General features: G+C 70.9%; 15 protein-coding genes and 1 pseudogene. 4 read left to right on the forward strand and 12 right to left on the reverse strand.

The genetic code is table 11. The features are described 5' to 3' along the window. The 10 genes and pseudogenes from A9W96_RS19960 to A9W96_RS20005 form a co-directional block, all read right to left on the reverse strand. Positions 1-343, reverse strand: a pseudogene (locus A9W96_RS19960) (thiamine pyrophosphokinase); the annotation flags it as partial. Between the two features lie 113 nt (positions 344-456). Continuing rightward, a complete protein-coding gene (gene recN / locus A9W96_RS19965) occupies positions 457-2,220 on the reverse strand; it encodes a DNA repair protein RecN (RefSeq protein WP_067142376.1) in 1,764 nt (587 codons plus the stop codon). A gap of 25 nt (positions 2,221-2,245) precedes the next feature. Further along, positions 2,246-3,175: an NAD kinase gene (locus A9W96_RS19970; RefSeq protein WP_082972497.1), complete on the reverse strand. Its 930-nt coding sequence runs from the start codon at positions 3,173-3,175 to the stop codon at positions 2,246-2,248. Continuing rightward, the gene (locus tag A9W96_RS19975; RefSeq protein ID WP_067142379.1) at positions 3,172-3,981 is read right to left on the reverse strand and encodes a TlyA family RNA methyltransferase; all 810 of its coding nucleotides are present in this window, start codon (positions 3,979-3,981) and stop codon (positions 3,172-3,174) included. Before A9W96_RS19975 ends, A9W96_RS19970 begins: the two co-directional genes overlap by 4 nt. 8 nt (positions 3,982-3,989) lie before the next feature. Next, positions 3,990-4,175: a hypothetical protein gene (locus A9W96_RS19980; RefSeq protein WP_066872227.1), complete on the reverse strand. Its 186-nt coding sequence runs from the start codon at positions 4,173-4,175 to the stop codon at positions 3,990-3,992. Positions 4,176-4,198: 23 nt separating this feature from the next. Further along, on the reverse strand, positions 4,199-5,245 hold the full coding sequence (locus A9W96_RS19985) for an HAD-IIA family hydrolase (RefSeq protein ID WP_067142382.1): 1,047 nt from the start codon (positions 5,243-5,245) through the stop codon (positions 4,199-4,201). Between the two features lies 1 nt (position 5,246). Next, positions 5,247-6,047, reverse strand: coding sequence for a tetratricopeptide repeat protein (locus tag A9W96_RS19990; protein ID WP_231999751.1), 801 nt, complete (start codon positions 6,045-6,047; stop codon positions 5,247-5,249). A gap of 28 nt (positions 6,048-6,075) precedes the next feature. Next, entirely contained in the window at positions 6,076-6,438 is a 363-nt protein-coding gene (locus A9W96_RS19995) for a DUF732 domain-containing protein (protein ID WP_066878294.1), read from the reverse strand. Between the two features lie 98 nt (positions 6,439-6,536). Further along, a complete protein-coding gene (tyrS, locus tag A9W96_RS20000) occupies positions 6,537-7,808 on the reverse strand; it encodes a tyrosine--tRNA ligase (RefSeq protein ID WP_067142385.1) in 1,272 nt (423 codons plus the stop codon). A 32-nt stretch (positions 7,809-7,840) separates the two neighbouring features. Then, a complete protein-coding gene (locus A9W96_RS20005; RefSeq protein WP_066870537.1) occupies positions 7,841-8,485 on the reverse strand; it encodes a DNA-3-methyladenine glycosylase in 645 nt (214 codons plus the stop codon). 108 nt (positions 8,486-8,593) lie between these two features. On the opposite strand from A9W96_RS20005, the gene A9W96_RS20010 reads away from it, so the two are divergent. The 4 genes from A9W96_RS20010 (at position 8,594) to A9W96_RS20025 (ending at position 12,227) form a co-directional block, all read left to right on the forward strand. Further along, positions 8,594-9,871: an ammonium transporter gene (locus tag A9W96_RS20010; RefSeq protein WP_066870534.1), complete on the forward strand. Its 1,278-nt coding sequence runs from the start codon at positions 8,594-8,596 to the stop codon at positions 9,869-9,871. Positions 9,872-9,998: 127 nt separating this feature from the next. Then, positions 9,999-10,763 carry an ABC transporter ATP-binding protein gene (locus tag A9W96_RS20015; RefSeq protein WP_066870531.1) on the forward strand — a complete coding sequence of 255 codons (765 nt, stop codon included), beginning with the start codon at positions 9,999-10,001 and terminating at the stop codon, positions 10,761-10,763. 2 nt (positions 10,764-10,765) lie between these two features. After that, on the forward strand, positions 10,766-11,515 hold the full coding sequence (locus A9W96_RS20020; protein WP_231998299.1) for an ABC transporter permease: 750 nt from the start codon (positions 10,766-10,768) through the stop codon (positions 11,513-11,515). 88 nt (positions 11,516-11,603) lie between these two features. Then, positions 11,604-12,227 carry a TetR family transcriptional regulator gene (locus A9W96_RS20025; RefSeq protein WP_066870525.1) on the forward strand — a complete coding sequence of 208 codons (624 nt, stop codon included), beginning with the start codon at positions 11,604-11,606 and terminating at the stop codon, positions 12,225-12,227. On the opposite strand, the gene A9W96_RS20030 is transcribed toward A9W96_RS20025, so the two are convergent. Next, positions 12,193-12,408: a Trm112 family protein gene (locus A9W96_RS20030; protein ID WP_066870523.1), complete on the reverse strand. Its 216-nt coding sequence runs from the start codon at positions 12,406-12,408 to the stop codon at positions 12,193-12,195. The two genes, A9W96_RS20025 and A9W96_RS20030, sit on opposite strands and share 35 nt — an antisense overlap. Continuing rightward, positions 12,401-14,741 (reverse strand): AMP-binding protein (locus A9W96_RS20035; RefSeq protein ID WP_067142387.1); only part of this gene is annotated, 2,341 nt, incomplete at its 5' end. The genes A9W96_RS20035 and A9W96_RS20030, both read right to left, overlap by 8 nt.

A 14,741-nucleotide genomic window follows, 5' to 3' on the forward strand; every position in this document is an offset into this window, starting at 1 on the left:
CGTACACCCCACCCTCGTGCAGGCGGATCTTGGCGCCGTCCTTGACCTTCTTGAAGATGTCCGGGCCGGCCTCGTCGATCAGCGTCACCCCGTTGTTGACCAACACCTCGGGACCCATGTTCGGGTAGCGGCCCGACACCGACGGGGAGGCGTTGACGACCGCGGCGATGTCGGCTTCCACCAGCGCGTCGGCCGTGATGCGGTCCAGGTCCAGGACGTCGAGCACGACGATGTCGCCGGGGCACACCCTACGGAGCAGTCGGTCGATGTTCCGGTCAACGCGGGCGGTGCCGACGAGGCCCGGCCGGGCGGGGTTACGGGAGAGCAGGCCTGACATCTTCATGGGGGCGATTCTGTCCGCGAAGGGTGGGCGAGGACGGGAGGCGCGCCGTAACATCAGCCTCAGAAGTTATCTAGAGTCCCACGAGTCACATCTGTATTACGCGTTCCGGACGGTTAGATCTCATCCTTCTGCGCCGCCTCGAGCAGTTCGCGGGCGTGCGCGCGGCCGCTGTCGGATTCGCCCAGCCCGGCCAGCATCCGCGCCAGCTCGGCCACCCGCTCGTCGTCGGCGACCCGCCGCACCACGCTGGTCCCCTTCGGCCCGGCGCCATGCACCACCAGGTGCACGTCGGCGTAGGCCGCGACTTGCGGCAGATGGGTGACGACGATGACCTGGTGGGTGCGCGCCAGCCGCGCCAGCCGCCGCCCGATCTGCACCGCCGCCCGGCCGCCCACGCCGGCGTCCACCTCGTCGAACACCATGGTTGTCCCAGCCGCCGAGGCGGCCAGCACCACTTCCAGCGCGAGCATCACCCGGGACAGCTCGCCGCCGGAGGCGCTCTTGGCCAACGGCAGCTGGTCCATTCCACGGTGCGCGGCGAAGCCGAACTCCACCCGGTCGACGCCGTCGGCGCCGGCCCGGGCCAGCTCGCCCGACGGCAGCACCAGCGTGGCCGTGTCGTCGGCGGAGGACGCGGTGTCCGGCACGACATCGACGGCGACGTCGATGCTGAATTGCGCGTCGGCCATCGCCAGCCCGGACAGCTCGGCGGTGACCTCCTTGGCCAGCCGCTTGGCGGCCTTGCGCCGAATCGTGCTGAGATCGACCGCGGCCCCGGCCAATTCGCGCGCGAGCTCGTCGACCCGGCCCGCCAGGGCGGCCAGCCCCTCCTCCGAGACGTCGAGCTGGGCCAGCCGCTGTCGCGACTCCTGGGCCCAGGCGAGCACCCCGTCGATATCCGCGGCGTACTTGCGGGTCAGCGTGCGCAATTCCGCCTGCCGGGCCAGCTTGGATTCCAGCGCGCCGGCATCGGCCGGCAGCTCGTCGAGGAAGCCGCCCAGTTCGCCGGCGGCGTCGACGACGACGGTCAGCACCTCGTCGAGCTGGCCGGCCAGCGCCACCAGCTTGGCGTCGTCCGTGGATTCCAGTGCGGCCCTTGCCTTTCCGAGGCTGTCGGTCGCGCTGAACCCGGACCCGTCCGCCTCATCCGAGGACAGGGCCGCCCGGGCGGCGGCCGCCGCCTCGCGCAGGGTGTCCAGCTCGGAGAGCCGCACGATCTCGGCGACCAGGGCGTCGTCCTCGCCGGGTTGCGGGTCCACGGCGTCGATCTCGTTCAGCGCGAAGTTCAGCCGGTCGGCCTCCAGCGCGAGCTCGCGCATCCGGTGGCGGCGGTCCAGGAGGTCGCGCCGCGCGGAGAGCCAGGCGTCACGCAGTTTGCAGTAGCGCTCCAGCGCTGGGCCGGCCTTCGCGAACCGGTCCAGCGCGCCGCATTGCTCCTCAGGCCGCATCAGGCGCAGCTGGTCGTTCTGCCCGTGCAGGGTCAGCAGCCCGGCGGTGAAGTCGCCCAGCGACTTGGCCGGCACGCTGCGGCCGCCGAGGTAGGCCCGCGACGGCCCGTCCCGGCTGACCGAGCGCAGCGCGATCACGCTGCCGTCCTCGTCGCGTTCGGCGCCCGAGGCGTCCAGCATCTCGTCCAGCTTCACCACCACGGCCTCATCGAGATCGGTTGTGGTGAAACGGCCTTCGACCACCGCACGATCGGCGCCGGACCGCACCCGGGTCGCGTCCGCGCGGGCACCGCCGAGCAGGTGCAGCCCGGTCACCACCATGGTCTTGCCGGTTCCGGTCTCGCCGGTCAGGACGGTCAGGCCGCGGTCGAACTCCCCGACCGCGGCGCTGATGGCACCGAGCGACTCGATGCGGATTTCGGTCAGCATTCAGTCAGCACCTGTGCAAGAGCAGTCAGTTCCCGCGCCACCCGGTCACCGGCAACCGGAACTTGCGCACCAACCGGTCGGTGAAGGGGGCGCTGTCCAGCCGGGCCCATTTCACCGGTGTGTCGCAACGCTTTACCTCCAGCCGGCTGCCCGCGGGAATCAACATTTCGCGGCGACCGTCGCAGAACACCAGGGCGTCGTGCCCGTCGGCCTCGATCTCGATCGCGATGGTGGCGTCCGGGCTGGTCACCATGGGCCTGCCGAACAGCGCGTGAGCGTTGTTGGGTACCACCAGGATTGCCTCGAGGTCCGGCCACAACACCGGCCCGCCGGCGGAGAACGCGTAGGCGGTGGACCCGGTAGGCGTCGAGACCAGCACACCGTCGCAGCCGAACGCCGAGACCGGGCGCCCGTCGATCTCGAGGACCACCCCGAGCACGCCGAGCCGCGGACCCTTTTCCAGGCTGACCTCGTTGAGCGCCCAACCATGCACGGAGACGTCACCACCCTGGCGGACCATGACGTCGAGCGTCAGGCGGTTCTCCACCCGATAGTCTTGTGCGACAACGTGTTCCAGCACCCGATCGATCGCCTCGGCCTCCGCCTCGGCCAGAAAGCCGATGCGGCCCAGGTTGATGCCCAGCACCGGGATGTTGGCGTTGCGCGCCAGTTCGGCGGCCCGCAGGAAGGTGCCGTCGCCGCCCAACGCCAACACCAGTTCGCAACCCTCGGCGGCCTGGGGGTCGGCGTTGACCACCTCGATCTCGATGCCCAGCGCGCGCATGTCGTCGGGGGCCAGGTGCAGCGGCCCCTTGTCGACCGCCTCGGCGGACAGCACGCGAAGCCCGATCCCGTTGTCGCCCAGCACCTTCTGCACGCGTCGCGCGGTCTCGGTGGCCTCGTCGCGGCCGGTGTGGACCACCATCAGGACGGTGCGGGGAGCATCTTCGTTCACTGTGGCCCGCTTTCCACCGCGTGGCGTACCGCCGTCGCCAGGTCGTCGCCGCCCAACGGCCGATCGGTCTGGGCGCGCAGCCGCAGGAAGTACTCGACATTGCCCGACGGCCCCGGCAGCGGGCTGGCGGTGACATCGACGGTGTGCCAACCCAGCCCGCTCGCGCGGCGGGCGACCGCCAGCACCGCGTCGGCGCGCAGGACGGGGTCGTGCACCACACCCCCGGCGCCGACCAGGCCCTTGCCCACTTCAAACTGCGGCTTCACCATGGGAACGATATCCGCGTTCGGTGCGGCACATCCAGCCAACGCCGGCAATACCGTGGATAGCGAGATGAAGGACAGGTCGGCCACCACCAGGTCGACCGGCCCGCCGATCGCCTCGGGCGCCAGGTCGCGGACGTTGGTCCGCTCGACGACGACCACCCGCGCGTCGCTGCGCAGCGACCACGCCAGCTGGCCGTATCCCACGTCGACGGCGACCACTTCGCTCGCGCCGCGATCCAGCAGCACTTCGGTGAAGCCGCCTGTCGACGCGCCGGCGTCCAGGCAGCGACGGCCCGCGACCGCGATCTCGAAGGCGTCCAACGCGCCGTTGAGTTTGTGCGCCCCGCGCGAGACCCAGGCCCGCTCGCCGTCCTCGGCGACGGTCAGGGCGGCGGTGACGGCGACGGCGGTGCCCGGCTTGCGCGCCGGCATCCCGTCGATGCTCACCTTCCCCGCGCCGATCAACTCCGCGGCCTGCTGACGTGACCGGGCCAGGCCGCGCCGGACCAGCTCGGCGTCAACCCGGGCGCGTCGAGACATCCGCGCACTCAGCCCTTCTCCGCCGACTCCAGCGCGGCCAGCAGCACGTCGTGCGCCTCGGACAGGCGGCGGGCGATCTCTTCGAGCTCGTCGAGTGACGGCACCTGCTCGGGGTCTGCACCGTCCCCGGGCTGCGGCAACCGGGCGAGCAGGGCGTCGATTTCAGCGCGAATCTGATCGGGATCGATAGTCATCGCGTTCCTACGCTAGTCACCCGTCAGTCGGTGCGCACCAAAGACCAGCGCCCCAGCGCGGCGCGGGCGTCGTCGTCACCGGCCTCGATGCGCACCTCGCCGGAACCGGAGCCGGAGCCGGAGCCGGAGCCGGACCGCGCGTACACCGCGGCGGCCACCGCGCGGACGATCGACAGGCCGTCCCCGTCGTCCGACCCGTCGGCGCTGACGGTGATCGCGGTGTCGGCGACGTCGATCCGCCAGCCCGGCTGCGGCCCGACCTTGAGCCGCTCGCCGTCGGCGTGCAACGCGCGCAGGTCGTGGCCGATGTAGGTGGGGCGCCGGGCGGGCTCGGCGTACACCGCGTCCCGCGCGGAATTGACCCCGGTGAGCACCATCAGGCTGGGCAACTCGGCGGCGTTGGCGCCCTCGATGTCGGTGTCGAGGCGATCGCCGACCACCAGGGGGGCGCGAAAGTCGCCGCGGGCCGCGGCGTCGCGCAGCAGTCCCGGCGCCGGCTTGCCCGCGACCTGGGGCTCGCCGCCGGTGGCCGCCCGCAGCGCGGCCACGAACGATCCGTTGCCGGGCAGCAGCCCGCGCTCGGTGGGCAGGGTCAGGTCGACGTTGGACGCCACCCAGAGCGCGCCGGCCCGGATGGCCAGCGCCGCCTCGGCCAGCTCCGGCCACCCGAGGGTCTGGGACAGGCCCTGCACGACGGCGGCCGGGTCGTCGTCGTAGCTGCGCACCGGGCGCAGTCCGACGGCCGTGACCTCGTCGGCCAGGGCGTCGGTGCCCACGATCAGCACCGGTGCGCCCGGCGGCAACTGGTCGGCCAGCAGCCGGGCGGCGCTTTGCGCGCTGGTGGCGACGTCGTCGGCGACGGCGGTGAAGCCCAGCTCGGTCAGGTGCGCGGCCACCTCCTCGGCGCTGCGCGAGGCGTTGTTGGTGACGAAGTACGCGCGGCTGCGCACCCGCGCCAGCGCCTGCACCGCGCCGTCGGTGGGCCGACGGCCGCGAAACATCGTGCCGTCCAAATCGATGAGCAGGCAGTCGTATTGCTGCGCAAGGGTTTTGGGCTGTTCGGCGGCCATGTCAGCCGAGTTCACTGACCCGGTCTTCGGCGTCGGTGACACCGTCGACGTCGGCGGCGGCGGAGCGCAGGAACCATTGCAGCGCCTCGTCGGCGCGGCCGAGCGCCAGCAGTGTGTCCGCGTAGGCGTAGAACAGCCGCGCCGCCGTGCTGCCGGTGCGGCCCGGATCCAGTTGCGGCGTGGACAACACGGTCAGCGCCTGTTCCAGCTGGCCCAGGTCCGCGCGCGCCCCGGCCGCGACGATGCGCAACTCGTCGGCGTCGTCCCCGGACAGTTCGGCGGCCTCAGGCCCGCGCGCGAGCTCGATCGCCCGCTCCGGGCGGCCAAGTCCGCGTTCGCAATCGGCGATCAGGGCCAGCAGCGGGGACTTGCTGCCCATCCGGCGGGCCGCACGCAGTTCCGCGAGCGCCTGCGACCAGTCGCCGCAGTGGTAGGCGGCGATGCCGACCGCTTCCCGAATGGTGGCGAGCCGGCTGGACCGGGCGCGCGCCGCCCGGGCGTGGCTCAGGGCGGCCTGCGGGTCTTCGTCGAGCAATTCGCCCGCGGCCACCAGGTGGCGCGCCACCGCGTCGGCGGTGGCGCGGTCCAGGGTGCTCAGCTCGCGGCGGATGTCGGGTGCCAGCTGCTTGGCCTCCACTCCGGGCGGTATCGGCGGGCCGCCCTGCGGCGAGCGCTCGGCCTGGCCGTCGCGGCGTCCGGCGCTCTGCGGCTGGACCGGGCGCGCACGGCCCGGACCCGACCAGCCGTTGGATGCCGGCCGCCCCCGCCGCTCGCCGCGCTGTCGTTGCCTGTCGTCGACCACGCTGCCGAGAATACGGGCAGCGCCACGCCTAACTTTGCAGCCGGTTACCCAGCAGGGGCGCGATCACCGCCGGACAGTAGGTCGCGATCGCGACGATGGTGAACCGGCCCGCCATCTCGTACGACATTCCGTTGCCCTCGGCCATCCTGGACGTCACCTCGTCGAACGACCCGCCGGGCTCGAACAGCATCGGGCACACCGACTGCCCCATCGCCATGGTGCTGGTCGGCTGCGTGTAGGCGATCCCGGCGTTCGTCAGCGCCGACAGGAAGGCATTGCCCAGCATGTCCGCGCGGATGGGTGCCGACAGCGCCGCGGCCAGCGCCACCAGGCCGGCGATCACCCCCAGGATCCGCAGGGCGGTGGACCGCACACGCGTCGCGAAAATCACCGTGACAACAGTGGTCGCCCACGGTCACGTCGACGACACGGGCAGGTAAAGATCTGTGCACGCACGCGTTTTGCGGCGCCCCCCGGCGGCCGGTCGGGCTAGAGCTTTTCGACCCCGGCGACCGTGCGCTTGCCGCGGCGCAGCACCAGCCATTTGCCGTGCAGGAAGTCCGACGGTTGCGGCGCCCATTCCTCGCTCTCGATGCGGACGTTGTTGACCGAGACGCCGCCCTCGCCGAGCGTGCGGCGCGCGGCCTTGCGGCTCTCGGACAGGCCGGTGGCGACCAGCAGGTCCACGATCCCGTCCGGGCCACCGGGTTTGAGCTCGGCGACCGAGGTCTCGCGCAGCGCCGCCGCCAGCGTGGCCTCGTCCAGCCGGTCCAGCTCGCCCTGCCCGAACAGCGCCCGGCTGGCGTGCTCGACGGCCTCGGTGGCCGCCTCGCCGTGCACCAGCACGGTCAGTTCGCGCGCCAGCCGCCGCTGGGCGGCGCGCTGCTGGGGACGCTCGGCGGTCGCCTGCTCCAGCTCGCCGAGCTCGTCGGCGGTCAGGAAGGTGAACCAGCGCAGGTAGCGGACGACGTCGGCGTCGGCGGTATTGAAGAAGTACTGGTACCAGGCGTACGGCGTGGTCAGCGCCGGGTCCAGCCACAGGCTGCCACCGCCGGTGGATTTGCCGAACTTGGTGCCGTCCGCGGCCGTCACCAGCGGCACCGTCAGCGCGTGCACCGAGGCGGACAGCTGCTGGCGCACCAGCCGCACGCCGGCGATGATGTTGCCCCACTGATCGGAGCCGCCGATCTGCAGCGTGCAGCCGTACCGCCGGTGCAGTTCGACGTAGTCGTTGGCCTGCAGGAGCATGTAGCTGAACTCGGTGTAGGAGATGCCGTCGCCGTCGAGGCGCCGCCGCACGGTGTCGCGGTCCAGCATGACGTTGACCGAGAAGTGCTTGCCGAGGTCGCGAAGGAACTCGATCGCCGACAGCGGGCGGGTCCAGTCCAGGTTGTTGACGACGATCGCGCCGGTGGGCGAATCGTCGAAGTCGACGAAGCGCCGCAGCTGTCCGCCGATCCGCTCGGTCCATTCGGCGACGGTGTCGGCCTCGTTGAGGGTGCGCTCGCCGACGTCCCGCGGGTCGCCGATCATGCCGGTGGCCCCGCCGGCGAGCACGAGCGGGCGATGGCCGGCGCGCTGGAAGCGGCGCAGCGCCAGCAGGGGCACCAGGTGCCCGGCGTGCAAGCTCGGCGCGGTGGGGTCGAAGCCGGCGTACACCGTCAGCGGCCCGCGCTGCGCTTCGGCGGCCAGCGCATCGAGGTCGGTGGACTGCGCGATCAGGCCGCGCCAGCCCAGCTCGTCGATGATGTTCTCGCCCATGTCCAAGATCCTTTCACCCCAGATCGGTTCGGCTAGTCGCTGGCGCCCGGCGCCGCCGCGCGGGGACTGCGGCGGTAGGCCGAGACCTCCGGGCGCCCGGGCAACCACAACCGCCACGGCCGGTCGGCGGCCTGGCTGACGCCGACCCGGGGGCCGGCCGACGCGGTCAGCGGTTCGTGCAGTTCCAGGCGCACCGGGCTGTCGCGCGCGAACAGGTCGATGCCGTTGTCCTCCATGGTGATTCCCATGGCAGCGCACAGGTTGCCCGGACCGCGCGCCAGCGCCGCGGTGTGCACCAGCTCGCCGCGGCGGGCGCGGGCGACCTCGGTGCCGTCCTCGATGGCGGCGGCCCGCAACAGGACCGCGGCGGCGGTGCCGTCGGGCCCGCAGGACACGTTGGCGCAGACGTGGATCCCGTGGCTGCGGTAGGTGTAAAGCCGCCCCGGGGGCCCGAACATCACGAAGTTGCGGGCCCGCAATCCCTTGTACGAGTGGGCGGCGGCGTCGGGCCACGGACCGTCGGGAACTCCCCCATACGCCTCGACCTCGACGACTATCCCGCTCACGCCCCGCGCGGTCAGGGTGGCGCCCAGGAGCCGGCGCGCAGCCTCGACCGGGTCGACTAACAGCTGGGCCGCAGCCGTGCCTTCGCGAAATCGTCCTCGAGCCTCGACCACATCAGATCCTGAATCCTCTTTTCTTAACCCAACGAACCTACCGGCAGTCCGGACGTGGCAGTATCCCGGTGTCCCGTGACCCCAGGGCCGCGAGAAGGAGCCCACCTGATGCATGCGATCGATCCCGCCGCCACCGCGTGGCTGCTGGCCAGCACCGCACTGGTTCTGTTGATGACCCCCGGCCTGGCCATCTTCTACGGCGGCATGGTCCGCACCACCGGCGTGCTCAACATGATCATGATGAGCTTCATCTCCATACCGCTGGTGACGGTGGCGTGGCTGCTGGTGGGCTACACCATCGCCTTCTCCGAGGACGGGGTCGGCGGACTCGCCGGCAACCTCAGGCATTTCGGCATGCTCGGCATCACCCCCGACACCGTGCACGGCACGGTCCCCGAACTGCTCTTCGCCACGTTCCAGTTGACCTTCGCGATCATCACGGCCGCCCTGGTCAGCGGGGCGATCGCCGACCGCGCCAAGTTCGCCGCCTGGATGGTGTTCGTCCCGGTGTGGACGATCGCGGTGTATTCAATTGTCGCGCACTGGGTTTGGGGGTCCGGCGGCTGGCTGGCCAAGCTCGGCGTGCTCGACTATGCGGGCGGGCTCGTCGTCGAGATCGTCTCCGGGTCTTCGGCGCTGGCGCTGGCGCTGGTGCTCGGGCCGCGCATCGGGTTCAAGAAGGACGCCATGCGGCCGCACAACCTGCCGCTGCTGTTCGTCGGTGTCGGGCTGCTGTGGTTCGGCTGGTTCGGGTTCAACGCCGGTTCCGCCTTGGCCGCCAACGGAACCGCCGCGGCCATCTTCCTCAACACCCTGGTGGCCGGATGCCTGGGCATGCTCGGCTGGCTGTCGGTCGAACAGATCCGCGACGGCCGGCCCACCACGTTCGGTGCGGCGTCGGGAGTGGTCGCCGGCCTGGTCGCCATCACCCCGTCCTGCGGCACCGTCAACACGCTCGGCGCGACCGTCGTCGGACTCGCGGCCGGCGTCGTGTGCGCGTTCGCGGTGGGCGCGAAACTGCGCTTCAACTATGACGATTCGCTCGACGTGGTAGGCGTGCACTTCGTCGGCGGCGTGGTCGGTGTGTCGTTGATCGGCCTGTTCGCCACCGCGGTCATGACGGCGGGCCCGCGGGGCCTGTTCTACGGGGGCGGCTTCGGCCAGTTGGGCAAGCAGGCGCTGGCGATCGCGGTCGTCGCCCTCTACGCGTTCACGATGACGTTCGTGTTGGGCAAGGCGATCGACCGGCTGATCGGATTCCGGGTCAGCGCCGAGGACGAGACCACCGGCGTCGACCTCACCCAGCACGCCGAAACCGCCTACGCCGAAGGCGTGCACGGGCACCTGCCGCAGCGCCGCCCCGCGACCGGCGAGCGCTTCAACTAGGCCCGTCGGCGCGGCGCTAGCGGCCGTGCCAGCCGTTTAAAACTCACTACGGCGACGGAACCGCGACCCCTCGCGCCGTCGTCGGCAGCCCTTGACAACCCGGCGCGACGCGACGATTATTCATCGCATGATGAGTTCATCCCGTGATGAATTAATTGCCGGCCCCGCGGAGCCGGCGGTGCGCATCGATCACCTGCGCGTCATCCGCGGCAAACGCCCGGCCCTGCACGACTTCTCCGTGCAGATCGCCAAGGGCAGCATCACCGGCCTGCTCGGACCGTCGGGCTGCGGCAAGACCACACTGATCCGCTGCATCGTCGGCACCCAGATCCTCACCAAGGGCACCGTCACCGTGCTCGGCAAAACCGCCGGCAGCGCCGAACTGCGCCACCGCGTCGGTTACCTGCCGCAAGACCCGACGATCTACAACGACCTGCGGGTGGTGGACAACGTCCGCTATTTCGCCGCGCTGTACGGGTTCGACGGCCAGGCCGCCGACGCCGCCATCGACCGGGTGGGGTTGACCGATCACCGAACCGCCTTGTGCGCCAACCTCTCCGGGGGTCAGCGCACCCGGGTGTCGCTGGCCTGCGCGCTGGTGTGCCAGCCCGACCTGCTGGTGCTCGACGAGCCGACGGTGGGCCTGGACCCGGTGCTGCGCGCGGATCTCTGGGAGCAGTTCGCCGAACTGGCCCGCGGCGGCACCACGCTGCTGGTCTCCAGCCACGTGATGGACGAGGCCGATCACTGCGGCGATCTGCTGCTGATGCGTGACGGCCGGTTGGTCGCCCACACCACCCCAACCCAACTGCGAGAGGACACCGGATGCACGTCACTGGAGGACGCGTTTCTGTCCATCATCAAGCGCAGCACCATGCGCGAAGCGGGCTGACGCTGCGCGGCTACACCGCGACGACGGCGCGCATCCTGCGCCAGCTGGCCGGCGACCGCCGCAGCGTCGCGATGATCCTGTTGGTGCCGGTCCTGGTGATCACGCTGATGTACTTCATGTTTGAGAACGCCCCGCACCGCCCGGGCGGCCCGACCCCGTTCGACAACGCCTGCCTTATCCTGCTGGGCCTGTTCCCGTTGTTCGTGATGTTCATCATCACCGCGATCACCATGCAACGTGAACGGGCCTCCGGGACGCTGGAGCGCATTCTGACGACGCCGCTGCGGCGCCTCGATCTGCTGATCGCCTACGGCACCGCCTTCTCCGTCGCCGCTGCGGCGCAAGCGATTCTGGCGTGCATCGTCTCGTTCTGGCTGCTGGGTTTCGACACGGCGGGCAGCCCGGTCTGGGTGTTCGTCATCGCGATCGTCAACGCCGTGCTGGGCGTCGGCCTTGGCCTGCTCTGTAGTGCGTTCGCCCGCACCGAGTTTCAGGCCGTGCAGTTCATTCCCCTGGTAATGGTGCCGCAGCTGTTGCTGGCCGGCATCATCGTGCCGCGGGCCCTGATGCCACACTGGCTGCAATGGATCAGCAACGTGCTGCCGGCCAGCTACGCGCTGGAGGCCTTACAGCAGGTGGGTGCCCACCCGGACCTGACGTTCATCGCGGTGCGCGACATCGTCGTGGTGCTGGGCTTCGCCCTGGCGGCGCTGTGCCTGGCCGCGGCCACGCTGCGGCGGCGGACGCCCTAGTGGCGATCGCAAGCGCGGCGCAGCCGGGCGCGGCGGGTCGCCACGGAGCGGTAGTGGCGATCGCAAGCGCGGCGCAGCCGGGCGCCTGGTGACGGCCACCAGCGCCGGGCGCCGGCGGCGGGGGCGGCCGGCCGGTGTCTCCGACAGCCGCGACCGCATCCTGGCCAGCGCGCGAGAGCTGTTCGCCAGCAAAGGAATCCGTAACACCTCCATACGGGCGGTGGCCGCGGCGGCGGGCGTGGACTCGGCGCTGGTGCACCACTACTTCGGCACCAAGGAGCAGCTGTTCGCCGCGGCCGTGCACATCCCGATCGACCCGATGGAGGTCATCGGCCCGCTACGCGAGGTGCCCGTCGAGGAGCTCGGCTACCGGCTGCCCTCAATGTTGTTGCCGCTGTGGGACTCCGAGATCGGTGCGGCGTTCATCGCCACGCTGCGATCGATCCTGGCCGGTTCGGAAACCAACCTGTTCCGCACCTTCATCGAGGACGTGATCGCCGTCGAAGTCGGCAGCCGCGTGGACAATCCGGCGGGCAGCGGAACCCTGCGCATCCAATTCGTGGCCTCGCAGCTGGTGGGCGTGGTGATGGCGCGCTACATCCTGGCACTGGAGCCGTTCGCGTCGCTGCCGCCCGAGCAGGTCGCCCGGACCATCGCGCCGAACCTGCAGCGCTATCTCACCGGGGATCTGCCGGATGGTCTTGTGCCATGATCCGCGCGTGCTCGTCGTCGCCGACGTCGCGGGCCTCGTCGATCAGCAGCACCGGGATGCCGTCCTCGATGCGGTAGGCGCGCCGCAGCCTCGGGTTGTAGAGCAGTTCCTCGCCGACCAGCACCAGCGGGCCCCGGTCGTCCGGGCACACCAGGATGTCGAGCAATGCCCGGTCAATCATCGTCACCTCGATACACGGCGCTCAATTCCGCCCGCACAGCGGGCGTCAACCTACGGTACTGCTCGCTGGCGGTGTCGAAATACCAAGCCTGGCGCCCGGACTTGGGAATCCCGGCCGCCCGCAGCGCGCTGACGGTGGGACGGTAGGTCGCGCTCAGGTTCATTTCCGGTATGACACACACGATGTCGGGGCCCAGTCCGATCGGCAGGTCCGCGAAGGCTTCGGTCAGATCCGCCGCGGTGATGCTGGCCCCGGGCAACAGCGTCACGGCCGACACCGCGACATCGAGGTTCCCGAACGGCACGTTGTAGGTGACCGCGAGGTCGACACCGTTGATGCACCCCAGCGCGTCGGTGACCGGCTCGGCATAGACCAGGCCGCGCGCGGTGTGCACCACCGAGCCGCGCCGGCCCGCCAGCCAGTAGTCGCCGTCGTCGTCGCGATAGAACAGGTACTCGGTCGATATCCAGGTGTCGCCGGCGGCGAAGACGCCGCGTTTGACCGAGGCGCTCGGATCGATCGGGCCGTTGGAGGCCGCGAGCAGGACCCCGACCTCCTTGGGTGCGGCGATCTGCACGAAGCCGCGTTCGTTCTCCAGGATCAGATCGTGCTCGGCGTCGTAGGCGCCCAGCTCGATGCGCCCGGCGCCCGGCAGCGGTCGGCCCTTGCTGCCGACCTTGGCGCCGGACACGTTGGCCAGCACCGCCTGCCCGTCGGTGGTGGCGAAGAACTCGACGACGTGGGCCGGCGCGAACGCCTCGACGACGCGCCCCCACAGCCCGGTCGGCATGCCGGAACCGATGAACAGCCGCACCGGGTGATTGCCCTGCAGCACGAACGCCGGGTCGTCGACGATCTCGCGGAGCATGGCCCAGGTGTAGGACACCACCGTGACGCCGTACTGGCGCACCTCCTGGACGAATCGGTTCCGGTCCAGGCCCCGCGACAGCGCGATGCGGGTGCCGCCGACCACCGCGCCGCCGAGGCTGACCAGCAACGCCGACTCGTGGTGCAGCGGCGTCAGGCAGTAGACGGTGTCGCGGCGGTCCAGGGCGGCCGTCGAGGCGGTGCCGAAGGCCGACACCGCCCAGCGGTAGTTGGTGATCTGCCTGGCCACCAGTTCGCCGCCGGCCGCGGTGAACGCGATGAACGCCAGGTCCCGGGCCAGTCCCGGGTTGGGGCGATACCAGCCGGGCAGCTCGACGGCGTCCGGGTCGATCTGTTCCATGTCGATGACGTCGGAGTCCTCGGGCAGGTGCAGGTCCCGCGACTCGCCGCCGCCGAGCACCAGCACCTGGCGCAGGCCTTGGCGGTCGGAGCCCAGCACCGCGTCGAGGTTGGTGGGGTCGGTCAGCAGCTCGGTCACTCCCCCGAGCCGCACCGAGGCGGCCAGGTCGGTGTCGGGCCGCATCACCACCGCGATGGCGCCGAGCCGGGACAGCGCGGCGATGGCCACCAGCGCGCTGGGCCGGGTCTCCATCAGCACGCCGACACGATCGCCCTGTCGCACCCCGACGTCGATCAGGCCGCGGACGACGTTGTTGACGCGCCGGTTCACCGCCTCGTAGGTATGCACGCGGCCGTCGAACAGCAGGAATTCGCCCTGCGGGGCGTCGTGGGCCTGCTCTTCGATGATGCGGCCCAGCGAGATTCGGGTGTGGTCGTTGATCTGGCCCAGGCGGACCAGGCGGGGCAGGGTCCGGGCCGTCTCGACGGCGAGGGTGCGCACGGACTTGTTGGCGGCGACGACGGTGTTGGCCGCGCCACGCGCGATGCCCAGCGCCGCTTCGGAGGCCTCCCCGAGGCCGTGCGCGATCCGGGAGCTGAGCGCCACCCCGCTGTCGGTGTGCTCCGCGGGCTGGTCGGCCATCAGGTCGATGCTGGTGGGTTTGTCGCCGCCGGTGGACAGCCACTTCACCCATTCGGCAACCGTCGGCCAACTGTGCTGTGCCGCTTTGGATCCCACGACCAGGCCGAAATGCCCTGTGCGGATGGTGTATTCGTAGACTTCGGCGTTGGGGGCAGCCCGCCGGATGCCGCGCACCGAGGCGGGCTGTCCGATGTCGTCGACCTCGCCGACGAACGCCAGCACGGGGCAGGTGATGTCGGTGAGCGTGACCATCTGGCCGTTGACGGCGAAGCCGCCGGTCATCATCCGGTTGTGGGCGATGAACTGCTTGAGCAGCTCGGAGATCGCCGGACCCGACCACGCGATCCAGCCTTCGCGCTCGAGGAATCGGCGCTGCTGCTCGCGCGGCAGCAGCGCCTCGCGGTCGTGCAGCTGGCGCAGGAAGTCCACCCGCGCCTTGGCGGTCTTGAGCGGGTCGAGCATC

The organism is Mycobacterium sp. 1245852.3 (genome assembly GCF_001669335.1).
In the GTDB taxonomy this organism is placed as follows: Bacteria; Actinomycetota; Actinomycetes; order Mycobacteriales; family Mycobacteriaceae; genus Mycobacterium; species Mycobacterium europaeum_A.

What these genes read in the sequence shown, in the direction of transcription:
- A9W96_RS20030 (WP_066870523.1), bottom strand. Translation starts at nt 12,408, where the DNA reads ATGATTGACCGGGCATTGCTCGACATCCTGGTGTGCCCGGACGACCGG.
- A9W96_RS20010 (WP_066870534.1), top strand. Translation starts at nt 8,594, where the DNA reads ATGCATGCGATCGATCCCGCCGCCACCGCGTGGCTGCTGGCCAGCACC.
- A9W96_RS19975 (WP_067142379.1), bottom strand. Translation starts at nt 3,981, where the DNA reads ATGTCTCGACGCGCCCGGGTTGACGCCGAGCTGGTCCGGCGCGGCCTG.
- A9W96_RS19980 (WP_066872227.1), bottom strand. Translation starts at nt 4,175, where the DNA reads ATGACTATCGATCCCGATCAGATTCGCGCTGAAATCGACGCCCTGCTC.
- recN (WP_067142376.1), bottom strand. Translation starts at nt 2,220, where the DNA reads ATGCTGACCGAAATCCGCATCGAGTCGCTCGGTGCCATCAGCGCCGCG.
- A9W96_RS20015 (WP_066870531.1), top strand. Translation starts at nt 9,999, where the DNA reads ATGATGAGTTCATCCCGTGATGAATTAATTGCCGGCCCCGCGGAGCCG.
- A9W96_RS19985 (WP_067142382.1), bottom strand. Translation starts at nt 5,245, where the DNA reads ATGGCCGCCGAACAGCCCAAAACCCTTGCGCAGCAATACGACTGCCTG.
- tyrS (WP_067142385.1), bottom strand. Translation starts at nt 7,808, where the DNA reads ATGGGCGAGAACATCATCGACGAGCTGGGCTGGCGCGGCCTGATCGCG.